21 protein-coding genes and 1 pseudogene are annotated in these 23,751 nt (G+C 47.3%); 6 read left to right on the top strand and 16 right to left on the bottom strand.

Translation table 11 applies throughout. The annotated features are described in order from the left end of the window. Positions 1–7: 7 nt before the first annotated feature. The 5 genes from H3H32_RS07250 to H3H32_RS07230 all read right to left on the bottom strand — a co-directional run bounded on the left by H3H32_RS07250 (position 8) and on the right by H3H32_RS07230 (position 7,139). Positions 8–1,720 carry a tetratricopeptide repeat protein gene (locus tag H3H32_RS07250; RefSeq protein WP_182462069.1) on the bottom strand — a complete coding sequence of 571 codons (1,713 nt, stop codon included), beginning with the start codon at positions 1,718–1,720 and terminating at the stop codon, positions 8–10. A gap of 106 nt (positions 1,721–1,826) precedes the next feature. Next, positions 1,827–2,924 carry a peroxiredoxin family protein gene (locus tag H3H32_RS07245; protein WP_182462068.1) on the bottom strand — a complete coding sequence of 366 codons (1,098 nt, stop codon included), beginning with the start codon at positions 2,922–2,924 and terminating at the stop codon, positions 1,827–1,829. A gap of 426 nt (positions 2,925–3,350) precedes the next feature. Then, a complete protein-coding gene (locus H3H32_RS07240; protein WP_182462067.1) occupies positions 3,351–4,727 on the bottom strand; it encodes a DUF3748 domain-containing protein in 1,377 nt (458 codons plus the stop codon). A 22-nt stretch (positions 4,728–4,749) separates the two neighbouring features. After that, positions 4,750–5,397 (bottom strand): gluconate 2-dehydrogenase subunit 3 family protein, encoded by a 648-nt coding sequence (locus H3H32_RS07235; RefSeq protein ID WP_182462066.1) that lies wholly within the window; start codon positions 5,395–5,397, stop codon positions 4,750–4,752. Further along, positions 5,394–7,139, bottom strand: a complete 1,746-nt coding sequence (locus tag H3H32_RS07230) for a GMC family oxidoreductase (protein ID WP_182462065.1) — start codon at positions 7,137–7,139, stop codon at positions 5,394–5,396. Before H3H32_RS07230 ends, H3H32_RS07235 begins: the two co-directional genes overlap by 4 nt. Before the next feature lie 378 nt (positions 7,140–7,517). Between H3H32_RS07230 and H3H32_RS07225 the strand changes: the two genes are divergently transcribed. Both H3H32_RS07225 and H3H32_RS07220 read left to right on the top strand, forming a co-directional pair. Further along, on the top strand, positions 7,518–8,399 hold the full coding sequence (locus H3H32_RS07225) for an SDR family NAD(P)-dependent oxidoreductase (RefSeq protein ID WP_182462064.1): 882 nt from the start codon (positions 7,518–7,520) through the stop codon (positions 8,397–8,399). 90 nt (positions 8,400–8,489) lie between these two features. Then, the gene (locus H3H32_RS07220) at positions 8,490–9,410 is read left to right on the top strand and encodes a helix-turn-helix domain-containing protein (protein WP_182462063.1); all 921 of its coding nucleotides are present in this window, start codon (positions 8,490–8,492) and stop codon (positions 9,408–9,410) included. A gap of 179 nt (positions 9,411–9,589) precedes the next feature. Here the strand turns inward: H3H32_RS07220 and H3H32_RS07215 are convergent, their stop codons facing one another. From H3H32_RS07215 to H3H32_RS07205, 3 genes are read right to left on the bottom strand one after another with little or no spacing between them, the layout of a single operon-like run. Next, entirely contained in the window at positions 9,590–11,173 is a 1,584-nt protein-coding gene (locus H3H32_RS07215; protein ID WP_240543683.1) for a TolC family protein, read from the bottom strand. Continuing rightward, positions 11,170–12,522 (bottom strand): HlyD family secretion protein, encoded by a 1,353-nt coding sequence (locus H3H32_RS07210; RefSeq protein WP_182462062.1) that lies wholly within the window; start codon positions 12,520–12,522, stop codon positions 11,170–11,172. Before H3H32_RS07210 ends, H3H32_RS07215 begins: the two co-directional genes overlap by 4 nt. Continuing rightward, entirely contained in the window at positions 12,515–13,519 is a 1,005-nt protein-coding gene (locus H3H32_RS07205) for an ABC transporter transmembrane domain-containing protein (RefSeq protein WP_182462061.1), read from the bottom strand. Before H3H32_RS07205 ends, H3H32_RS07210 begins: the two co-directional genes overlap by 8 nt. 430 nt (positions 13,520–13,949) lie before the next feature. On the opposite strand from H3H32_RS07205, the gene H3H32_RS07200 reads away from it, so the two are divergent. The 3 genes from H3H32_RS07200 (at position 13,950) to H3H32_RS07190 (ending at position 16,360) form a co-directional block, all read left to right on the top strand. Next, positions 13,950–14,921: an NADP-dependent oxidoreductase gene (locus H3H32_RS07200; protein WP_182462060.1), complete on the top strand. Its 972-nt coding sequence runs from the start codon at positions 13,950–13,952 to the stop codon at positions 14,919–14,921. Continuing rightward, on the top strand, positions 14,921–15,841 hold the full coding sequence (locus H3H32_RS07195) for a helix-turn-helix domain-containing protein (RefSeq protein WP_182462059.1): 921 nt from the start codon (positions 14,921–14,923) through the stop codon (positions 15,839–15,841). The genes H3H32_RS07200 and H3H32_RS07195 overlap by 1 nt, the downstream gene beginning before the upstream one ends. Positions 15,842–16,195: 354 nt before the next feature. Continuing rightward, a complete protein-coding gene (locus H3H32_RS07190; protein WP_182462058.1) occupies positions 16,196–16,360 on the top strand; it encodes an isocitrate lyase/phosphoenolpyruvate mutase family protein in 165 nt (54 codons plus the stop codon). Here the strand turns inward: H3H32_RS07190 and H3H32_RS07185 are convergent. The 5 genes from H3H32_RS07185 to H3H32_RS07165 all read right to left on the bottom strand — a co-directional run bounded on the left by H3H32_RS07185 (position 16,357) and on the right by H3H32_RS07165 (position 20,503). Continuing rightward, a complete protein-coding gene (locus tag H3H32_RS07185) occupies positions 16,357–16,932 on the bottom strand; it encodes a dihydrofolate reductase family protein (RefSeq protein WP_182462057.1) in 576 nt (191 codons plus the stop codon). The genes H3H32_RS07190 and H3H32_RS07185 overlap by 4 nt on opposite strands. A 154-nt stretch (positions 16,933–17,086) precedes the next feature. Next, complete coding sequence (locus tag H3H32_RS07180) at positions 17,087–17,722, bottom strand: DNA-3-methyladenine glycosylase family protein (RefSeq protein WP_182462056.1); 636 nt, start codon at positions 17,720–17,722, stop codon at positions 17,087–17,089. Between the two features lie 208 nt (positions 17,723–17,930). Then, positions 17,931–18,443, bottom strand: coding sequence for a methylated-DNA--[protein]-cysteine S-methyltransferase (locus H3H32_RS07175; protein ID WP_182462055.1), 513 nt, complete (start codon positions 18,441–18,443; stop codon positions 17,931–17,933). Between the two features lie 37 nt (positions 18,444–18,480). Then, positions 18,481–19,938, bottom strand: a complete 1,458-nt coding sequence (locus H3H32_RS07170; RefSeq protein WP_182462054.1) for an MFS transporter — start codon at positions 19,936–19,938, stop codon at positions 18,481–18,483. A gap of 1 nt (position 19,939) precedes the next feature. After that, positions 19,940–20,503, bottom strand: coding sequence for a TetR/AcrR family transcriptional regulator (locus H3H32_RS07165; protein WP_182462053.1), 564 nt, complete (start codon positions 20,501–20,503; stop codon positions 19,940–19,942). A gap of 201 nt (positions 20,504–20,704) precedes the next feature. Here H3H32_RS07165 and H3H32_RS07160 point away from each other — a divergent pair, with 201 nt between their 5' ends. Next, a complete protein-coding gene (locus tag H3H32_RS07160; RefSeq protein WP_182462052.1) occupies positions 20,705–21,118 on the top strand; it encodes a hypothetical protein in 414 nt (137 codons plus the stop codon). Between the two features lie 220 nt (positions 21,119–21,338). On the opposite strand, the pseudogene H3H32_RS07155 reads toward H3H32_RS07160, so the two are convergent. The 3 genes and pseudogenes from H3H32_RS07155 to H3H32_RS07145 form a co-directional block, all read right to left on the bottom strand. Continuing rightward, positions 21,339–21,983 (bottom strand): annotated as a pseudogene (locus H3H32_RS07155) (IS630 family transposase); the annotation flags it as partial. After that, positions 21,938–22,396 carry a helix-turn-helix domain-containing protein gene (locus H3H32_RS07150; RefSeq protein ID WP_182458126.1) on the bottom strand — a complete coding sequence of 153 codons (459 nt, stop codon included), beginning with the start codon at positions 22,394–22,396 and terminating at the stop codon, positions 21,938–21,940. The gene H3H32_RS07150 and the pseudogene H3H32_RS07155, both read right to left, overlap by 46 nt. Positions 22,397–22,542: 146 nt before the next feature. Next, on the bottom strand, positions 22,543–23,748 hold the full coding sequence (locus H3H32_RS07145) for a glycoside hydrolase family 88 protein (protein ID WP_182462051.1): 1,206 nt from the start codon (positions 23,746–23,748) through the stop codon (positions 22,543–22,545). Positions 23,749–23,751: the final 3 nt, after the last annotated feature.

Here is a 23,751-nt window from a genome sequence, read left to right as displayed (position 1 = left end):
TGCTCACTTAATAGACGGAAGCTGTGGGAATATGCTCCGCTTTTGAAAAGGCAGAGCGATAACTAGCCTCAATCCGCGCCAGTTCCGGGCGCTTTCCCTGCAGACTAAGTGCCTTGTGAAGACCAACCAACGACCAGCCATTGCCCGGATGATGAATCAAGTCCTCACGGTACACGGCTTCGGCTTCTTTCACTTTATGTAGTTTCAGTAAATAAGCACCTAAAAACTGCCGGGCAGGTAAGGGCCAGTCACTGGGTTCGGTATAAATCAGGCGGTCTTCCAGACTAATCGCTTGCTGAAGACTGGCTACCGCTTGCTCATGCTTTCTGTCGGCAAAAAGAATAGATGCATCCAAAATATGGTGAGCGATTTGGGCGATGGGTAGCGGAGCGTTAAACGGAATGCGTCGCTTCTCAAGTATCGGATCGGTTAAGCGTTCGCCAAGCTGCTGCAATTGCTTTTGAGCTTCGTCGGGATGACCGGTGCTTACAAGCGCCATTCCCCTGGCAAAATGGTCCAGCAATGCAGCATAGGCCCACTTGTCATTAGGCTGTTCAGTGGCTAAAATCTCCTGCCATTTACCCATCCTGACCAGCGTAAGTGAAGGCAGCATGTACAAAAACTGGTCATATGCATTCTCGGCTACTGGAGATACCGACTTCCGGCAACGGAGGGCATCCCGTAAACCGGTTTCGTACATACCTCCACTTAAGGCGCAATACGTTTGCACGGCAAAGTAATGGGGCGAATGTTTTACTAATCCCAAATGGGCTACCAATGAATCGTACAGTAGCAGATTGTTATCGGCCAGATCATTGACGAGTACCCCTTCAGCAAAAAGGCCGTTGCGCTGGTATTCATGACTCGCCATGTGGACCATATGGGCAACACCAGGAAGATTGGTTTTAAGTTTATCAGCATTGGTCAGAGCCACCTCCGGATGTTTGGATGCTTCGGTCAGATGGATATGATAATGCAGGGCCGCTGGATGATCCGGGTATTTTTTAAGAACGGCTTCGGTTAGATCTACCACTTCCTGCGTCCAGGTTTTGGGGGTACCGTCGCTCGTCCAGAAATCCCAGGCATGGATCAACATAATAGCATCCACATAGAGCATTTTAACGTCCGGGTCATCAAACTCGGTGACGAGAGAGCGCATGGCAGATGCATAGGCCTGATTGAGCTGTTTGCGTTCCGAATCAGTCGGATCAGATGAATAGCGTGTATTCATCGCCTGGATCAGCTTTTTTTCCTGCGGACTGGCATTCGAAGCCAGTTCATTCATACGAGCTAGAATAGATGGCATATCTGCCGAAACCTTGTAGGTATGGGCCGCATTATAATAAGGACCACCGGTTAATGCCTGTCCCCACCAGGCCATTGGGCACATAGGGTCCAGCCTGGCCGCTTCTTTGAAGGAAGCCATAGCCTCCTTCATGTGATAGCTGTAATACAAGGTCAATCCCTGATCAAAATAATACTGAGCGCTATCCTGGCTGGTCGAAATCTTGTGGGTATAATTTCCCCATCCCGGCAAAGGGATTATAAACTTCCCGTTTTCCATTGGACTGATATACCCATTCGCCCCGGCACCGCAGAGTGCTATTTCGTTGCACCGTTCTCGTACAGCAGATTCCGGCTCTGGTCTAGGTGCTGGCGTAAAAATGAAGGAGGCCGCTAAAAGAAGGGGTACGATTAGAATCAGCCAAACGGTTTTCATATCAGTGTTTTCTGAAGTTAGCTAGGGAAATTGATAATGTAAAATGAATAATGAATAATGCAAAAAAAATGACTATCAGCTTATTATTCATTATTCATTTACCCAACTACTGGCCCATGAGTGCAATTAATTTAGCTTCCAGATTCTTTCCCCGCAGATTTTTGGCGATGATCTTACCGTCTTTATCTAGCAGAAAACTATTGGGGATAGCTGTAACCGTGTATAAGGCAGCCGTTGATCCCGAATAACCATCCAGTTCCGACACGTTCTCCCAAGTGTAGCCATCTTTTTTGATGGCATTCTCCCACCTGGCTTTATCGGTATCGATCGATACGCTTAAAATAGCAAAGCCTTTCTCTTTGTACTTCGAATAAAGCCGCACCAAGGTCGGACTTTCCTGTCGGCATGGTCCGCACCAGGAAGCCCAAAAGTCAACCAGGGTATATTTGCCCCGATAATTTTTCAACGCAACGGTATGGCTAGCGGTATCCTTTGTGATAAAGTCCGGCGCAATAGCCCCTAATGCAATGCGTTTGGTTGTCGTTACTTTGCTGACCAGCTGACGCGTCAGTTCAGCATGGGGGTATTTTTTCTGCAAGCTGGCCACCATCTGGTCCATTAGCTTAATGTCGTTATCCGAATGCCAGCGCATGCTGTGATGAACCGCAGCCAGCGAGTTGATAAAGAAAGGTTGCTCGACCCAGGTAGCTAGCTCAGCTTTATAATTTTCAGAGGCTTTCTCGTGCTCAACGTTCCAATACTCGATCCGGGCCTTGTCACCGCTTTTTACAGCTACAGCAGATGAATCGTAGGTGCGCTTCAGGTATTTGTTAAATACAATCCTGCGATTCCGCTCATAGTCGATCAGGTATTGTGTATCCTGCGAACCGGAGCACACGATTTCATCCTTTTTGAACTGCAAATTGATCGCATCACCTGGCTTAGCCAAGACCTGCACCAAACTCGAATCCGCAACGCTGATCGTATAAATAAGGGGTTCTTTAAGCGGTATCGTAAATTGAAATGTCCCTTTTGCATCTGTTAACACTTCCTGAACTTTCCGGTCCTTACGTGTTTCATAATTCATGAGGGTTAACTGCACCGGTTTTCCCGAAAATTTTGTCGGTAGAACACCCTTCACCGTAGCCGACTGCGAGAAGGCTACATTGATCCAGAAGCTACCTACTAAAAGGAGAAATCTCATAGAGCTATTGTTGATTGAGGTTGGTTGCCTGATTCTGAAATAAACTTACCACTGGCAAGCGTAGTAAAACTAGGCATTTCTGGCTCATTATACTGATCTTAAAGCGCATTTGACGACTGTCTGGCCGTATTGATTTAATCCAGGCCAGTCAAAACCAAGCAGATTAACGACAATCTGGCGGTCTTTCTTCCAGAACTGAAGCGGCAGTAGGTGTATGTGTCCTATCCGTTCACAAATCAGGTGTGCTACACAAATAAAATTTATAATCTATATATTAAATAGATAAATCACTTGAAAACAGAGCCAGAGTTTTCGCTCTGGCTTGATTCAACAAACGTCTACTAAAAATCTTTATTTACCAAACAACGACCTCCTAATTAGCCCCTTTCTACCCAAATCAAGTATCAGGTAATGGAATGGCCAGACTTAAAATCCCGTTAGTTGAAACAACTGTACATAACGCCCGGTATCAGTTGACACATAACGATTATAGGCGATTCTGTCTCCTTTGTTGGACCACACGACGCCATTAACTGGCCGCTGCTCATCGGTCGAGCGGGGTGTAAGCCGGCGGAACTCCCCGGTTGCTACATCGCTCACAAAAATGCTGTTATCAGCCGCGTAAGCAATCTTTTTCCCATCTGGGCTGAAGTTAAACGTTGTTTGTATGGCGAACGGCTGGTGCGTCAGTTGCCGGATCGGGCCACCATTGGGCGAAACTCCAAAGAGTTGGACCAGACCCGCGTCGTCTTTCGCTAAGAAACCAATGAGCGAGCCGTCGGGCAAGGTTCGTAACCAGTGCCGAGGGCCTTCAATTCCGTGTTTGGTAAAGGTAATCCGGTGCTGCGTAACGCCAGCGGGTGGATTAGGACGGGTCGTTGCGGTACCTTCCAGTGGTTGGCCGGGGTTAGCCTGCGTCAGATCTTCCGGCAAATCAACCACAAACACTTCCGTAACGAGTTGATTTTCCTGATTTCGAACATTCCCCTGAAACGCGATGGCCCGTTTTTGCCAGCTACCATCATCTTTACGGTATCCGTTAGTGCCAATCCAGGTTTCGTCAAAGGCTTTCTCAATCTCATCACTACCCTGCCGAGGCTGCTCAGTCACCCTGGCAATAACGGTAGCAAACCACTCGCCATCAAAACAGTCCGCATCATTCGAGTCATGCACTTTTACGGAATGAGATGGGGTTAAAATGCCCACTGTCCGAAGGTCTTTTACGGCTGGATTCGTTTGGGAAAGCCGCTCCATAACTTCATCGTTATAGGTAAAACTGATTCGCTGCCCATCGGCACTCCACTGATGGGCGTGCGTTCCACCGCGTAAAGCACCCTGCACAAAAGGAGCGTTAAGACATCGGCCATCCAAAAAATGGGGCTTCTGAGGCTGATCAACAGCAACCAACACACCAGTCCGCCGACTCATGGAATACGGATGGCGGGCATCGGCATTCCTAAGTCCATGCAGGAACACAACCTTCGACTCTTTGGGTGAAAAAGCAACAGCGCCCGCCCCTGGTCCGTATTGGGTCTGGTTGGTGGTTTGATAAAGCTGGCGTATTTCTTTCGTATTCACATCAACCAGTTCAACAGAACTGTTTTGGCCTAAACCTGTATCGATGTTGCGCGTATCATAGACAATCCAGCGATCGTCTGGTGAAAAAGCCTGGTTATTATTGATCGTATGGCCTTTGGCCTCGAAAGTCAGTTGTGTTTCAATCGGCATTGTTGGTTGTTCTCCAGTCAGCCAAAGCCCTAAAAAAGCCAGCCAACCCGGTATCAAGTGTTGAAGAGGGGACATACAATTCCTGGTTTTTAATGCATCAGCTCATATCCGCATAGTGCACATCTGCGTCAAAACTTAGCCCGAACTGATCCAATACCTCTTTCGGAGGGCCAGCCCACTGATGCGGAGTATTCCCCATATAGCCCAGGGCGGCAATACCCGCCTTGCTGGTAAAGTACCCGGCTGCCGTCAGGTTGCGCAGACGCGTAAAAAACGCTACGCCGGGCATATTTTCATGTTTTGCTTTAGCCGGATAGGCAATGTCATCTACTACGGCAATGCGTTGAGACACTGTACATTCCGCAAAGGGTTTCCCAAAACGGTTACGGCATTCATGATCCACCCAACTCAATCCGCCACGAATAGGAGTTTGCATATCGGGCTGGTCTTTCAGCATAAACTCAATAAACTGCGGAACACCCACCTGCGAAGCACTCGGTGTACGGGCATCGGCGGGTAGAATGATATCGCACAGCAACGTAACGGTCGCCAACTCATGGGCCGTCAGAAATCTTGCCGCTTGTAAAGCGCCGTCATGACGTTGCTCCTCGGGCGACTTACCCTGCTTAAATTCAGTTACTGCTGGTTTAGGCAATGGGGCTGTTGGTGCAGCATCGGGAGTAGCCGTGGACGGTATGCTTAGGGTAGTAAGCGGAATTGCTTTTAGAAGATCCCGGCGGTTCATATGGTTTTCTTTTTGAGTTGATCGATGATATAATCGGAGGTACGCATGGATGTGGCCAGAATGGTCCAGGTCAGGTTTTTATCGCCCTGCGACGGGAACGCAGCCGCATCGACAACAAACAGATTTTTCACCTCATGCGCCTGTTGAAATGGGTTGAGCGCGGACGTTTTGGGGTCTTTCCCCATCCGAACCGTCCCGGCTTCATGAATGATTTTCCCTGGGGCTTCCAGTCCATAGTTTCGGTCAGCGCCAGGTGCCGAACTAACCCGCTGACCACCCATCGCGTGAATAATTTCGTCGAAGGTCTCCTGCATGTGTTTGGCCTGTTTTATCTCGTAATCCGACCACTTGTAATGAAACCGCAATGTCGGAATGCCGTATTGGTCTACGCGATTTGGGTCAATTTCACAATAGTTACTTTCCAGCGGCACAGGCTCTCCCCGGCCAGCCATTGAGACAAATGCACCGTAGTACCGGAGGTAATCATCTTTTAACCCAGCGCCATACCCACCTGCTTCTTTCTTTTTACCACTGGTATCGGCAATACGACCATTATAGGCTTCAATACCACTCATGAAGTTATAATCGGGCATACGCATGCCACCCCCATATTCGATGTGGTACCCACGCGGGAAATCTAGTTTTTTGTTATCGAGCCACCAGGGTGTATAAATATGGCAGCTCTGGGCACCATCTTCATTATACCGTTTGCGGTTCATCAGGGCGGGTACGAAGCCAGTCATGGATGCTCCGGTTGAATCGTTCAGGTACTTACCAATCACCCCCGAACCATTAGCCAGACCTTGCTGGAATTGAGACGACTTCGAATTCAACAGGAGTCGGGCCGACTGGCAGGTGCTGGCGGCCAATATGACAATCTTGCCTTTTACGGTCTTTTCCTGTAAACTGGTCTTGTCGACATAGGAGACGCCTGTACATAGGCCACTCTGAGGATCAGTCAGCACTTCGCGGGCCATCGCGTTATTAATGAGCGTAAGCTTACCGGTTTTCAAGGCTGGAATCACCAGCGCCGACGACGACGAAAAATCGGCATAAGCCGAACAGGCTCGACCACATTGGGCGCAATAAAAGCAGGTCCCTCGTTCCTCGTTGATGGGCTTGGTCAATACCGCTAATCGGGAAGGAAATACAGGGACGCCGACGCTACGAGCTGCTTTGGTAATCAGCATTTCGTGCAGACGAGGTTTAGGGGGTGGCAGAAAAAAGCCGTCGGGTTCATTCGGCAAGCCAACATTGGTTCCAAAGACACCAATGAGTTTATCGACCCGGTCGTAGTAGGGTTTCATCTCATCGTAGCCAATGGGCCAGTCAGCGCCAATTCCGGAAAGGCTATAGCGCCGGAAATCATCTGGTCCAAATCGTAACGAAATGCGCCCCCAGTGGTTGGTTCGCCCCCCCAGCATTTGCGATCGAAACCAGTGGAATTCGGTGCCCGGTTGAGCAGAATAGGGTTCTCCATCGATTTGCCAACCTCCCCAGGCCGCATCGAAATCACCGAACGGACGAACGGTATTGGCCCCTCGCCGGGGCGATTCGTAGGGCCATTTAAGCTGCGTGATATACTTGGGTTCGGCAGGGTCAAAATAGCCCCCTGCTTCCAGGAGACAAACGTTGGCGCCAGCTTTGGTGAGCTGGTAGGCAGCCATGCCTCCACCAGCTCCAGAGCCAATGATGATTACATCATAGGTAGCCAGCTCTTTGCCATTCAGATTACAAGACATAAACAGTAGGGGCCCGATAAGGGAAGGCTTTAGGATTTAGGAATAATTCATCACCTTACTGTATAGTACTGTTGTACGGTGCAATCGTACCCTCCTATTGTCAAAAAAATACTAAACTGGGTGTTCTTCCCTCCTTTCGGTTTTTCTCTCTTTAGCATTCCTTGTTTTGATGTCCATCAACAGCTAGCGCTATCCTGATCACACAGCCTTTCCAATTACCCAGGTTAATCGACTTTATCATACCGTTTACAGAGCCATTCGTATAGCTTTTCTCCGTTTCGTCCTGTTTCTCATTTTGACTACAAATCCCCTCAATTAGACTACAGATGCCCCATTGTAGAAGCAGACCTTTGCCAAACAAATATCAACAGATAGAACATGGCACATCAGAATGAAAAGGCAGGCCTTCAAACGGTAGTCGCTCCAGTAAAGTCAAGTAAAGTATGGTTTATAACGGGCGCTTCCCGTGGGTTTGGTCGCGTTTGGACCGAGGCTGCCCTTGAGCGTGGAGACAAGGTGGCCGCCACCGCACGCAAATTGGAAAGCATCGCCGACTTAAATGAAAAATATGGCGAGAACGTGCTAACGCTGGAGCTTGACGTAACTCGGCCCGAACAAGCAAAAACAGCCGTAGAACAAGCTCATGCTCACTTCGGCCGACTCGATATTGTGTTAAATAATGCCGGTTATTCGCTGGTTGGAACTATTGAAGAAGCCAGCGCAGATGATATTCGTTTACTGTACGAAACCAATGTTATCGGTCCGGTTTCTGTTATTCAGGCTGCCTTACCCTTATTAAGACAACAGGGAAGTGGTCACATCGTCGGTACATCCAGCAATCTTGGTCAGGTAACCTTGCCCGTGATTGGCTACTATTGTTCATCGAAATGGGCGTTCGAAGCCATCCACGAAAGCCTGGCTACGGAGGTTAAACCGTTTGGCATCAATGTAACGATTATCGAACCGGGTGCTTATGCCACTGAGTTTGGTAGTCAGGAATCCCTGAAGTTCGCGCAGGGTCTCGACATCTACACAGATTTTAAAAACCAGTTCTTCGGTAGTTTGAGAGAACTAGAGCGTGGCGATCCGAAGGCAACGCCAGAGGCCATCTTTCAGATTGTCGATGCCGAACAACCGCCACTACGATTCTTCCTCGGCAGCCACTGTTTGCCTTGGGTACGCACGGCCTATGCCGAGCGACTAGCCACATGGGAAGCCTGGGAAGATGTGTCCAATTCGGCGCAAGGTTCATCAAACTAAGGAACCCACAAACCGGAAAATTGCTTTATCAAGCAATCCTGATAACCAATAGTGAACAGCCTATTGGTTATCATTTTTATCTACTGAGCGATGAAAAAAGAAGAAAATGGTCTAAAGAAAATGGAATCGCTGGCCGAAGCACATCGAGCCTTTGGTTTACAGAAGCCTCAGCATCCGCTAATCAGTTTGATCAATGGTGTCTACACGAAGGTCGACGGGACCGGGCTTCCCCATTATCATGTGCTGGGCTTTTATAAAATAGCATACAAACCAAAACTGAACGGCAAATTAAAGTACGGCCAGAGTTATTATGATTTTGATGAAGGTGGTTTGTTATTTGCCTCGCCAGGTCAGATCATTGGGGGCAACGACGTCGATGTTAGCGCATGTTCCGAGTATACGTTGCTGATTCATCCGGATTTCTTTTTAGGCTACCCCCTCGCCAAAACAATAAAGCAGTATGGCTTCTTCTCGTATTCAACCAACGAGACGCTGCACCTTTCAGAAGATGAAAAAGTGACGATTTTCGAGATCTTTAAAATGATCGAAAAAGAATTGTTCAGCCGGATCGACGACTTCAGTCAGGACGTTGTCATTGCTCAAATTGAGTTGTTCCTGAACTATGCGAATCGGTTTTACAAACGTCAGTTCATCACGCGTAAGGCAGTAAGTCATGACCTTCTCCAAAAACTGGAAGAAGTATTGGATCAGTATTTTGCGAATGAAACGTCGTTACGTCAGGGGTTACCCACGGTTGGCTATCTGGCCGAATGCGTAAACTTATCGCCCAGTTATTTAAGTGATATGCTGCGGTCGCTGATCGGGCAAAATGCGCAGCAGTACATTCATGATAAGCTGATTGAAAAGGCAAAAGAGAGTCTGTCTACGACTAATTTAACGGTACAAGAAGTCGCATACGGATTGGGGTTTGAGCATTCCCAGTCTTTTAGTAAGCTCTTCAAAACGAAAACTGACCTCTCGCCTTTGGAATTCAGACGGTCTTTCAATTAGCCCGATTGCGAACGGTTGCACTGAAGTACAGCAACGTGATGTCGGTTTTAAGAAACCGACACCACGTCAATAGTCTAATAAAACCCTAATCAGCCTTGTAAGCACCTTGGCTACATACCAAGAATGTCTCTTTTCATGAGATGATGAATTTGTCCTTTGTTAAAAAAGGTCTTTAGCCATTAATACCTTGTACTCAAATTGAAACCAGCCGTGTACCACAAACTGGCCAGAGCTTGCTGGTATTTCGAACGTAATTCTTCTTGCTTGATCTGGTAATCAATCAATTTCGTTTCCCGGCTGTTGACCAAGAACAGCGAACTTTCACCTAACTGAAATTTATCGACTTCTGCCTGGACCAGCCGTTGCTGATTAACGGTTGTCTGTTGCTGCGTAACGAGTCGTTGCTCCAGGGTAACTAGTTCATTCCAGGCACGTTGTACATCAATGGCAATGTCTCGGCTAACTTGTTGACGCTCCAGTTGTATCTGTTGATTTTTCAGTTGTACCTGTCGCAGTTTGCCCCGTTCGGCCCGTAGGAAAAGGGGAAAGGCAAAGTCAACACTAATTTTGTGATTGTCCGTTTGAAATCCGTACGGACTCGATCCAGCATAGTCGGCTTCTGATAAGGGTCCCCGACTAAGTAAACTCGCTCCCACATTCATTTTGGGTAAAAGCAACGACCGTCGATAGCGTTCTTCAATCGTTAACTGCTGTTGCTTGGTAGCCAGTTTAATCAGGTCTGGATGTTGCTGGACAGCCCGGCTTAGTAATTCCTGATACTGTGCCTGATTGGCCAGTCCCGATAAAGCGGCCTGTGGAACAACGCCATCCGGCAAATCAACCGGACGAGGATCGGAACCATCTTGACTGCTCCACAAAAAAGCGGTTAGATTGAGTCGGGCATTTTGCCAGTCTACTGCCGCCTTCTGAACCTGAAGCTCCCGCTCCTGAACGGTAATCAGGGCTTCGGTGGTATCAATGGGTGCCGCATCACCAATCAGCGCCCGTTGCCGAACGGCCAGAAATCGTGTCTGCGCCAACTGGTAGCCCCGCTCCGTCCAGCGAAACTGCTGGTGGGCCAGATACCAGTCCCAGTATCGCTTAGCCGCATCAAACAAGGTTTTATTGATCAACGAAAGTCGGTCGGCATCAGCCATCGTAACGGCCAAACGGGCCTGTCGCAAGGTGTTACGACGCGCATCGATCAACAAACCTTGGGTTATGGGTACACTCACCCCGAACGCCAGGAGACCGCTCGATGGTACATTATTTTCCGGATTCAGGTATTTGCCCGTATTCCGGTCATAGGTCATTTTCACATCAAGGCCGCCGGGCAATATTGGCACAGCCAACCCTGACTGCCACTTATCGTAATAGAGTGTGTTGCCAAAGTTTTTTCGATTGTAATCCGAAAATAACTTGGGGTCAAATGCTCCCCGCGCTAATTGTACCTGCGCCTGTGCTTCCTGATTCAACAAGGTGGCTTGCCGGACAATTGGGTGATGCAGGGCAACCGCCTGGTAAAATTCGTCGGCCGTAAACACAACGCCCGTATCAATGGGGGTTAGCTCACTGGTACTCGTCAGGGCTGTTCCGAGCGATGTTTCGGCGACGTTGATCGCGGTTCGGGATAAAACGTCGGTGGTTACCGGACTCATTGGCCGACGGGAAACAGCTGGCCGTTGAGCTGGTGCCTGACCGAAAGCCAAGCCTGATCCCAGACAAAGCATCCCGAACCAGAGCAGATAAATGAATGGCTTCATATCGTTTCGGGTTTGGTGGGTTCTTGCTTCAAACTGGGTGGGAACCCATTTAACTGGCGCCACAATTCGTACCAGATGGGTACATCGTCGAGCATAACCCAGCCAACAACGCCCGAGCCAATGCGTAGTTGCTTCGGCCAGGGTTGATCGCCCGCCAATCTGTCGGGAGTAACCAGAATCCGGTATTTTCCATTGGTGCTGTTAACCGCATCGATCACCGCTACTTTTCCGCCAAACGTACCCACGGCAACGGCTGGCCAACCCGAAAACTGAATCGCAGGCCAGCCTTCGAACTGTAAGCGGACCATCCGTCCACGCTGAATGAGTGGTATATCCATTGGCCGGGCATACAGCTCAATGGCAATGCTTGGGTTGGCAGGCTGCAAGGTGGCAATCGACTCTCCTTCTTTGATTGTTTCGCCAATCCCCGTTTTCAGGGATCGAACGATATACCCGTTTTGAGGGGCTCGAATAACATACATGCCCCGACGGACAACTACGTTGCTGATCTTATTCCGCATAACGGCAATATCATTGTTCGCACTGGCCCGACTCGACAGCGCTGAACTCCGGTCCGACATTGTTTTAGCTACATCCTGTTCATATTTAGCCTGGATCAATTGCAGATCGAGCCGCGCATTAGCTAGTTTCTGGCGCGATACATCCAGTTTATTCTCCTGCATGATCACTTTAGCATACTCCTGCTGAATGGTTAGTCGGCGGGTTTCTAGTTCGGTCAATGAGAACAGGCCGTCCTTATAGCCCTTTTCATAGCGCTCGAGCCGGGCAACGGCAATCTGATAATTTCGGCGAATAGCCACCAGATCGGCGCTGTCGATCCGAATCTGCAACTGACTCTGCTGGACTCGGTTCCGGGCCGAAGCCAGATCCACTTTAACGCCCGCGCTTAATGCGCTGATTTGCTCATCCAAGGCATTAATCTTGGCATCCGTTGCCTGTTGACTACCTTTCTTGGCGGCTAACTGTTCGCCCAGTCGCTGGGGTAGTTGTGGGTCAAAATAATCGTCTTTGATCTCCGAAATAACCAGCAGCGTATCGCCTTTTTTAACATACTGCCCTTCCTGAAGCGACCACTTCTCAATTCGACCAGCAATGGCGTTCTGTAGCGATTGGGGTCGATCCTGGGGCGTGAGCGCAGTTACGCTACCTGTGCCATTGATGGTTTGCCGCCAGGGCAAGAATAACACAATGGCAATCAGGAAAAGAAAGAAAAGCATCCAGCGGCCAAGTCGGCGACTACTGCGGGGATAAGGAAGTTTCTGTAATGTTTTGAGCGGATAGTCGGCGAACTTCTGCTCATCAATAGTTTGGTTCGATAAATTAAGCATGAGCAGGGGTATCAGTTTCTAGCGGTAAATCAGTGATGGCGCCAATTTTTTCGACACCAGCCAGCATATCAAAAACGGTATCGATACTGGACGTGAGCTTATCAACCGCTCCCGTGATTAATACGATAACCAGCTCTGATGCCACAAATTGACCCAGCGACATCTGGCGACTAACGACCAGCGATGTGCCCAGAATAAGTAACCCGCCCGTTACGAGGGATCGAAATGCCACGGAACTATAAAAAAAGCGCTTTAATACCCTGAAATGGCCGTTTCGGTGAGTTATGTAATCGGCCAGCCGATTGTCAATCTGGTTGATTGGATCGGTTGTATCCTGCCCTGGTCGTTGTTCGGTCAGGTGTAACGAATAGGTTTCCAGCCAATCGACCACCTTGTATTTATCACTTGACTCTTTGATACTCGTCCGGGTCCCTTCAGGGCCAAACAGGCGGATGACCAAATAAATCACCAGTAGCGTGACCAGGCCAAAGGCCAGAAAAACAGGGTGATAAAACGAAAGTAGAATAGTACCGAACAGAATCTGGATAGCTGCCGCCGGTACATCAATCAATACTTTGGTCATCCCTTTCTGAAGCGTCACCACATCAAAAAACCGATTCAGAAGTTCCGGCGGATAGTACTGGTTCAACGCATCTGGTTTGATGCGGGGCAGTCGATAGGTCACCTCAAAGGCCGCTTTCACAAAAAGTCGCTGCTGAATTATTTCCACCAATGTGTATTGAACGATGGTGAGTATACCGCCCACCAAAACCCCAATAATGACCAGGCCAATCAATACATAAATTGAACTAAAGAGCATGCCACTGGCTACCAGATTAAAGACGGCCTGAATACCCAGTGGCAACGTAAGACCAATCAGCCCTGTGATAATGGCAAATAAGAGTATATAAACAATATCTTTTCGCTCAGTCCCCAAAAGTCGCGTTAGTCGCTGTAAAGGTGTAGGTGGTGGCTGAGCATGTGTTGTAACCGACATACTTACTAAAGAAAGGTTAGTATTAAAAAGTCATTAAAAATCTATTTAATTAACTATTTGAAAAGTTTTAGGTTCACTTAACGAAATTTAACGCATATTCATTAGTAATCATTTATTCATTATTTTATAATAAAAATTAATACTATATACAGAATTTTATATACTTTAGCTATCTAAAATTTTAGAAAAAATAGTAAAAAGATAATTTTTGGACTAGATTAGAATTCAGTTAGAATGATGTTTATACATCAAATTGCCGAAAAAAGCGACTGCAGAACGGTTACCAAATACACACACCAGCCACTGTCTGAAGGCAAAGAATGCTAGGTAGCCACCAGACCCTATGCGACTTTTGACTAAGCGAAAGGGTGTTTCGGCTAAATCTGTTTTGGAAGAAGTGCAGAGCTTTGCACAAACAAAAAACAGAGCCATGAAAGCAATCAGAATTCATGAATTTGGGGGACCAGAGGTGATGCAGTTGGAAGAAGTAGAACGACCCGTTCCCGCAGCAGATGAGCTTTTAGTAACCGTATATGCATCGAGTGTTAATCCTGCCGATTACATTATTCGCGAGGGTGGTAATGATTTGCTAAGGCCTTACTTAAAATTACCGTTAGGGTTAGGCCTGGACGCTGCTGGCGTTGTTGCAGAAGTGGGCAGTGAAGTAACTGATTTCAGCGTAGGCGATAAAGTATATGGCGTTCCCAATTTCCCGGGAGATGGCAGTTATGCCGAATACATTGCGGCCAAAGCAAGCCAGTTTGCGTTAATGCCCAGAGGAATCAGTTTCAATGAAGCAGGTGCCATCCCTTCCTGCGCGCTTATTGCCTGGAATGGCATCATTGATTTAGGAAAGGCGCAACCAGGCCAGCGGGTGCTTATTCACGGAGCGGCTGGCGGTGTTGGCACACTGGCGGTGCAATTTGCTAAAGCCAAAGGTGCCTATGTGATCGGAACAGCATCGGCCTACAACATTGACTTTTTAACGAAACTAGGTTGTAATGAGGTGATCGATTATAAAAATCAACAGTTTGACGAACTGTTGCAAGACATCAATGTTGTATTTAATGCCTCCCCGGTTCGGGATAACAGCATACGATTGAAGTCTGTAGACGTTTTGAAACAAGGCGGCATTTATGTGTGTACTCACCTGGATAGCCCATTTACTGATGAGTTCCTGCAGGCATTGACCCAAAAAGGGGTGACTGGTCTATTCGTGGGTGGTGGTGGCCTTGGTTATGCAGCATCCCTGAGCGGAACTACCCAGCTGATTGAGGAAGGCAAAGTAAAAGCTATTGTAAGTGAAGTATATCCGCTAAAAAAAGTGGCAGATGCTCATCGTGAAAGTGAAACCAAGCACGTACGCGGTAAACTAGTAGTAGAAATCAGAAAGGAAGAGTAATGTCGGTGAAGCGTTTCAAAACGATAAGCGAATTTCAGCAGGCCAGGCAATTGCCTAAACCAGAACACCCGCTGATTAGTGTATTCCCAGTTGAATCTGTTGAGCGTCTGGCTATCCAGGAGCCCATAAGCTGGCTGTATGATTTCTACTGCATTGGCCTAAAACGAGTCGTTAATTCCAGACAGGTCAGCTTAAAATACGGGCAGCAAACGTATGACTTCAACGAGGGTATACTGTCTTTTGTGGCACCGAATCAGGTAGTAAGCCTTTCGATCGATAACGCTGACGTGCTCACACAATCAGGATGGATGTTACTCATTCATCCTGATTTTTTATGGAATACGCCCTTAGCGAAAACCATAAAGCATTATAATTTTTGGGACTATTCGGTCCACGAAGCATTATTCCACTCCGATAAAGAAGAACAAACACTCATTACGATTCTTCAAACGATTCAGCAGGAGTGCCATTCCAACATTGATCAGTTCAGCAAACGAATTATCATTTCCCATCTGGAAGCCTTCCTTAACTACGCAGACAGGTTTTATCATCGGCAATTCCTCACCCGCGAAAAAGCAAATCATCAGGTATTAGATCGTTTAGAACAGGTATTGGCCGATTATTTTAACCGCCATGACCTGCTAGCGAAAGGGCTACCAACGGTCCAGTTTCTGGCCGAATCCTTAAATCTATCCCCCAAGTATTTGAGCAGCCTGCTTAAAGTGCTGACAGGGCAGACTACCCAACAGCACATTCACGAGAAACTGATCGAAAAAGCAAAAGAAAAATTGTCTACCACCGATCTGTCCATCAGCGAAGTAGCTTACCAATTAGGCTTTGAACACCTACAATCGTTCAGTAAACTGTTCAAAACGAAAACGAAGTTATCCCCGCTGGAATTTAGGGCTTCGTTTACTTGACGGTGGGCACAATCCTTAACTGACATGACAGGACAGCCATAGTACTTTCTCAACTGTGACGCACATCACATAATTTAAGGTCGTCTCCAAATGTGATGTGCGTCACATAATCACCTCAGTCTTCCAGTTCACTTTTGTGTCGTAGTCGAAACAATGGCAACGCATTAGAAAGCAGAACGCCATTGTTCGAACCATCTTTTAACGACAGAAAATCAGACAACAATGGGAAAGACATCTTCATTACAGGCGCTTCAAAGGGATTTGTAAAATCTGGGCAGAAGCTTTTTTGAAACGGGCTGATTCTGTAATAGTTACAGTCCGGAATCTTAACACGCTGGACGATTTGGTTCAACAATGATGACTGCGGCATTAAGCGCACAGGTAGCACAACGCATAACGCGTGTCATTAGCGTACCTCTTTCCGTCGATTTTGAAAATGGGTATAGTGATGATCTGGCTATAGTAGCGGAAAACGTCAAGCCGCTGCTCGATCTTGGTGTTGCCGGGCTTACTACTTAGGCAGCCAGCGGCCCGACATACCGATACTTGTTTAAAAGTACGCCCGTCGACGTGGTCATTGTGCTGACAAAAGCCAGTTCGCGTGGGTTAGCCGTGTCCGAAAAGAAGCGTTTGCCCCGGCCCAGCAAGACCGGATACACGATCAGTATAATCTCGTCGGCCAATCCCTGCTCAAGCAACACGGCTATCAGTGTCGAACTTCCACAGACAATCAGATCGGGGCCGTCTGTGGACTTCAGGTCACGAATCCCCGCTATAATGTCCACGCCCAAGTCCTCAACCGGACCCCATTCGAGACTATCCGGCCTATGCGTGGCAACGTGTTTCGTGGCAGCATTCAGACCGTTTGCCATCGGATTATTCCCGGCCTTCGGCCAGTACTCGGACCAGTTATCGTAGGTCCGGCGACCAAGGAGCAGATCAAAGTTACTTCCGTATGCCTTAAGGACAGTTTCTAGTCCAGTCGGCGTCCGATAGGGTGTTGTCCAGGCACCATGTACGAAGTTCTCATCATTTTCGTGCTGGATTACGCCATCCAGCGAGATATGCTCCACGATTCGGATTGTTCTCATTTTGCTTGTTCTTCGTTTACTGTATATACAAAGTTAAACCGTATGAAGCATTTGCATAGGGGGCAATCATGACAAAATGAGGACGTTTTGCGACCATTTGCAACGGCCCAAAATGAGGCCAATTCTTTACAAACTCGTGACTAAACCAAGGGCGTTATTTTCTTCTGGGATTCGACAGGTAATAATGCCAAAGCATCATGCAGGCTACTGTTCGGAACGGCTCCCAGCCTTCACTGATTTCGAGAACTTCTTCTCTGGTACTGGAGGAAGCAAGCTGTTTCAGCCGTTTTAACGCATTGACGGCAGCCAGATCACCAATCGGAAAAATATCGGCTCGTTGAAGCGTGAACATCAAATACACATCGACAGTCCAGTTACCAATGCCTTTCAATTGTACGAGACGTTCGCGCACCTCATCGTTAGGCAGTTTGGCCAACTCGTTAAGATCGATCTCTCCATTTTTCAATGCCTGCGCCAGCCCTCTTAGATAACCCATTTTTTGTCGACTGACGAAACAGGCGCGCATCTCTTCGTCATTAAGGCGCAGAATGGAATCTGGCGTAATTTCGGTTGTTTTCTCTTTTAGTTTATTCAACGTAGCCAGAGCAGACGCCAGCGAAACCTGTTGCTCCAGGATGATATGCACAAGCGTCTCAAACGTATTTTCCCGCGTCCACATCGGAGGATAGCCGTGAGCATCCAGAATTGCTTTCAGATCACCATCTTGACTAGCCAGGTGCTCACATAACTCGTGATAGTTTTCAAGGTTGAACGTTGCTGGTATTGCCATCTGGGGCTATGGTTATGCTTTTTAAGTTTAAGTATTTTTCATTCTCGCCGGGTTAAAACCCGACGCAAAAACACAGGACGGATCAGATGCGCTGGGTTTTAACCCGGCGAGAATGAAAAATGAACAGTGATATTTTCCCTGATTATTTAATACAAATCAATTAGGGGATTCAGGAGTTGCGGAGTTTAATCTACAGTAGTTTTATGCCCTAAAAAAGCATTGGTGCCCGCTGGCTATTTTCCAGATCGAGAAGGGTGGATTTATTGTTCAGGCCACCGGCAAAACCAACCAGCTTTCCGGATGCGCCCACCACTCGATGACAGGGAACGACAATCGATATGGGGTTCTTATTTAAAGCACCACCAACCGCCCGAACCGCTTTTGTGTCGCCCAGCAAACGGGCAAGCTCACCATACGTTTTGGTTACGCCATAAGGAATGCCGAGGAGTGCTTCCCAAACTTTAACCTGGAATTCAGTGCCTTTTAAATCAAGCGGAATATCGAAGGTGGTTCTCTTCTTCTCGAAATACTCCGCCAGCTGTTGCTCCGTTTTTAACAATATCGGAGCTTCATCGTCTTTCTCGGGCGTTGGCAATTTTGTTCGTTTATAGGCTTCGCCTTCCCACAATATGGCGGCAAGACCGGTATCGGTAGCAATAAGTCGGATAAAACCGACAGGCGACGATACATCTTTATAGACCAGGTGTTGATACGCTTTCATTGGTTAGCTCAAGACGTTTTTTCATCGGCAGTCTTCATTACTCTGCGGGAATAAACTGGTCTTCAATATTTACAACCTCGGACGATCCATTAGCGTTCTGTGATTGACTCTGATTGGCTATTTTTCCATCGGGGAGCAGATACAACATGACACCTACTCCTGCTACGCAAACCAGTAAACCTAGTACGCCAGCATGATAGGCCGCTTGCCAACCGTCTTTGGCGTAATAGAAGAATATACCCCCTATGATGCTTACCCCCAGTGCCGAAGCCGTTTGCTGAAAGGTTGAATACACACCTGCTGCTGCACCGGCATATTGACCAGGAACGTTTTTTAGCGCAATATTCAACAGAGATGGCAGTACCAGCCCGTTACCAAGCCCCCAGATTCCCATTAATCCGATAATCAACCAGGTACTTATTCCCGGTGCCCAAAGTTCTATTTGCAGGTAAAACGCAACGGCTAATAGAACAACACCAACCTGCAGAACACGTTTCCCAAACCTGACAATCATTTTAGAGGCCACTACCGAAGAGGCAATGAACAAGATGCCCGGAACAATAAAATACAACCCAGAGTGTAAAGCGGAAACCCCGAGACCGTTTTGAAGATAGACCGCGCTCAACAGCAGATAGGCCGTATGTAACATGAAATGAAACAGTACCGCAACTAATCCGATGTTGAAATCTTTGATCTTAAATAGCCGTACATCGATCAGGGGATTCTCGTTTTTGGCAAGCTTTCTTTTTTGATTGGCAATGAAGTAGGCGAAAATACCGAACGACAAAGCCAGCAATCCGAAACTCCATAAAGGCCAGCCTGCTTCGCGACCTTGAATCAATGGGTAAATGAGACAAAACAGAGCTGCTGTCAGAATAAGTATTCCGGTATAGTCAAATTTTGAGCCGTGCGGGTTCTTCGTTTCTGTCACATACGTATGAGTCGCCCAGAGCGTCAGGATGCCGATTGGCAGATTGATAAAGAAGATCAGCCGCCAACCATCAATGGCCCAATGTGTGTCGGACAGGTAACCACCTAACACTTGGCCGATTACAGCAGCGCTACCGAGTGTAATTCCATACAGGCCAAATGCTTTTGCCCGCTCTTTTACATCTGTGAACAGTACTTGTATCAAGGCTATTGTCTGGGGCACCATAAACGATGCACTCAGACCCTGAAAGAACCTGGTTACATTGAGCTGCAAGGCGGAGGTCGATAAGCCGCATAAACAGGATGCCACCGTAAATGCAAACATTCCCCAGAAGAAGACCTTCTTCCGACCGAAATGGTCCCCTGCTCTTCCTCCGGTTATCAGAAAGGCAGCATACCCAAGTAGATAACCCGCTATAACAAGCTGGATTTCAGCGTCAGTAGCATGGACTCCTTTTTTAATGGTCGGTATGGCTATGTTAATGATGAATACATCAATTACGGAAAGTAACGGCGCCGACAACACAATGATCAACTCTAACCATTTGTTTTTTACCTCTTTCATTTTAGATAAGTTTTTGGATGATTCTTTTTGCCGATTGTAGTTCGGTAGGCTGTTTGAATACAGAAGCGGCTGTGATGGCACCTTCTAAAAGCAGGAAAATGGTCTCTGTCAATTCCTGATCCGTCAGTAATTGTTTATGGCCAGATTGGGCAACAAGAGTCCTGATAAAATCCAGGCTGTGCAGTTTAGTTAGTTGAATTTCGGCCAGTACGCGCGGATCGCTTGAACCGGCTTCATCGTTCGCCTTTATAAATGGACATCCACCAAAGGCCCGGACTTCCTGGCGCTCAATGTGATGATCAAAAATGGCCAATAGCTTCTCTTTCGGATCGGCCACATTAGCTACGGCAGCTTCAAGCCGGTTAAACCAGCGCTCATGGGTCCGCTGAATGTAAGCGACCAGCAGATCAGTCTTTGTTTCAAAATGTTTATACAAAGACGCCTTTGCGATATCAGCCTCCTCGATCACCTGATTAATACCAGTATTACTATAGCCTTGCGTATAGAAAAGCCGCTCGGCGGTATCGAGTATCCTGTCAGCTACAACTTGCCCTCTTTGTTTCATGAAACAAAGCTATACAATAAATAGACATATCTGTCTATTTATTGGAAATTATTTTTGTAGGCGATGGGACTCGCTTTTCTGAAAGCTTATTAAGAAAGTTGATGGTGGACATCGACGATGTGATGTGGATTAAACGGAAGCGGCATAACAAAAAAATCAGTGATTATCAATAAATTGCTTTCCAACAAGAAAGCCCTGATCATGAAAACCGCTCTAAACATTCTTCTTTTTTGTGGCTTGCTGATGCATCTTCCGGTAAAGGCTCAACAATTGGCAACTACGAAAATCTACTTTTTTAATGCATCTGGAACTATTCATAAGCACCCAATGACAATTCAATCAAGTTTGACTCGTGACAAACCGATTCGGATAATAAGTCAGGAATGGGCCTTACTAGAAACAGACGCCGATAGTTTACCGCTTCAAATCAATGACCAAACGGTTTCAATTGCTTTCGATAAAGGGCAGGTCTATTATTATATTGTATTGTCGGACTATAGCAGTGTATTCTCCGTTGCAGAAGTGAATAGTCGAGTATTTTGGTTGACTGCTCACTTAAATAAATCACAGAAACAAGCTAAGTACTTCCTAAGTAAGAAGCCTCTTACAGACTGAAGCTAATGAAAGATTTCCACCTGAATATTTCTAATATATTGACTCATATACAATTAAGTAGGTCGACTAAAATACATTAGATTATTTTTTGTCCTGCTGAGGAAGGAAGCATCTTTGGTAGCCGGATAAATAGCCTCACCCGAAGATGCCTCCTTCGTCAGCAGGACAAAAACGCCTTTCCAAAATAACCTAAGCTATTTATGCTTAAGTACTTAAGTAATCAGGCAGAATTAAATGGAATTATATTTTTGACTTGTAGCTCGGTAAAATCAATGTGGTAATCTTGGCCGAAGGCTTTGATGATGGCAAAGATGGCCTTTTTCAAGTGCCCCCATGATAGGTAGTTCACTTTCGTCAGCCAGCGGTACTTCATCATCCGCCATAGAATTTCGATGGGGTTCAGATGCGGACTGTAGGCCGGTAGAAAGAATAGATAAACGTCTTGCTCTTCCCACTCCGCTAGGTGGTCGTAAACCAATTGGCAGCGATGGATTGGGCCGTTATCAAGAACGATGACGATGGGTTTGGGCCGTGGCTGACTCACAAAATGAGTGAGTGACTCGACCACGAAAGCACCCGTTAAAGGCTTTTCGCTGTGATAAATTGTTAGGTGGTTATCTAATCGTAACAACCCCAGCAGGTTGAGCCGTTTGGTTGTTGTGCGGGCTGGTAGTAACCGGGGTTGGTGTTTTTTCTGCCATCCATAAGGCACATAGGGTTGCTGAGCGAAACCGGTTTCATCGGCAAAGTAGAGGTCAATCAGACCACAGACCCACAGGGTGAGTAAAATTTGCCAGCGAGCCAGCCCGTCGGCATAGCTTACCGGGTTCTGGTTGGCTTTGGTGCTTCGGCGTAAGCGATGGTAGGTGTAGTCGTTTTTTTTAGAAAACGTTTGACCGTATCGCGGCTCATAGGCTGGCCCAAGGCGGTCTGTAGGTGGGCTTGAATGCGGCCAGCATCCTGATAATGGGCGTCAACAGCCTTACTCAGTGCCTGTTGGTGGACGGTGTTGGTAATGGAGAGAATGGGTTTGCGGCCTTGTCCTTTCTGACGCATGAGCCCCACCAATCCGTCTTGCTCAAAAGCGGTCACCCAGTTGCTGACGCTTTGGGGGCAGACTTCCAATGCGACAGCAATGGTCTTGAGGACCCAACCCTTGTGGTTCCATAGCAGGGCTTGGCAGCCGCGCCGAAACTCATGCTTGGGATGGTTCTTAAGCCCTTCTTGTAAGGTGAGTTGCTCTAAATCAGTAAGTTGGATATGGCGTTTGCGTCCCATACCACCAAGTTAAAAAACTTAATCTAATTTTGCTTAATTACTTAAGTCGATTTAGTTTACGAAGTATCAGACCCCATTGTAGTCAGATGTTTATTGACTAAAACCTATAAGGTCTCAAAGACCTTATAGGTTTTAGTTTACATCCCCTATTTATTAGCCAGGATAGCCCTTCCTGCTTTCAACTTCTTTAACCGTAATAGCGCTTCGATGTAATAATAATCGGCGTAGTTAATGGATGCATCGACCTCACTGTTATTTGGTTTATGGCCCGTGCTGTGTAGCAAAAATGCACTATTCACGTTACGGCTCTGGTACTGTACCGACGATAGCACTTCCAGCATTTGCCCGGCTTTTGTTCGATAAAAAGTCGCTTTGGTTTTATCCTTTACCAGCGTTGAAAGCTCTAGCAATGCCGAAGCTGTAACAGCTGCAGCCGACGCATCTTTAGGCGCATTGGGTATATCAGGTGCATCGAAATCCCAGTACGGAATCAGGTCGTTGGGTAGGCGCCCTAGGTACACATCCGATACTTTCTGAGCGAAATCCAGGAACTTCGGGTCTTTGGTCTCGCGATACGTCATGGTGTAGCCGTAGATTGCCCAGCTTTGCCCCCGCGCCCACATGCTGTTATCAGCATAACCCTGATGCGTAACACCTTTGATTTTCTTACCCGTTTCCCGATTGTAGACCACAACGTGATACGAGCTATAATCAGATCGAAAATGATTTTTCATCGTTGTAGTAGCGTGCGAAACAGCGATATCGTACAGTCGTTTACCTCCCCCATTCTTCGACGCCCAGAACAGCAATTCGAGGTTGATCATATTGTCCATAATGGTATTGTGCTGTGGCCATTCCATGTTGGGAACCGAACGCGGCCACGACAAAATGGTACCTACTTTCGGGTTGAATAGTGTTGCCAACGTATCGGCGGTAGCCAACAGTATCTTTTTGTAGGCGGGATTACGGGTAAGTCGGAACCCGTTTCCGAAGCTGCAATACATCTGAAAGCCCAGATCGTGGTCAATTGCCTTCTGGTAAGCCAAGAGTGTTAACTCCCGCGAAAACGAATCAGCTTTTGCCAGCCACTTCGGGTCTTTGGTATACTCGTAAATATACCACAATGTACCCGGCCAGAAACCGCTCGTCCAGTCTTTGTAGCCGATGTAGTTCCAGGTCGTTTTTCCGGCGAGAATGTTTCGGGGCAGATTCGGTTGAGTGGCCGGCAAAGAAGCAGCCGTTTGGGTTGCCTGCCGAACGCAGTAATCAAGTTCGGCATCAACGTTGATGGCTGATTTTGGCAAAAAAGCCATCAGGAGTATCACAAGGCAACAGATAAATGAAGAACGCATGGG

It is taken from the genome of Spirosoma foliorum (assembly GCF_014117325.1).
Lineage (GTDB): Bacteria > Bacteroidota > Bacteroidia > Cytophagales > Spirosomataceae > Spirosoma > Spirosoma foliorum.
This window is presented reverse-complemented; position numbering and strand designations above follow the sequence as displayed.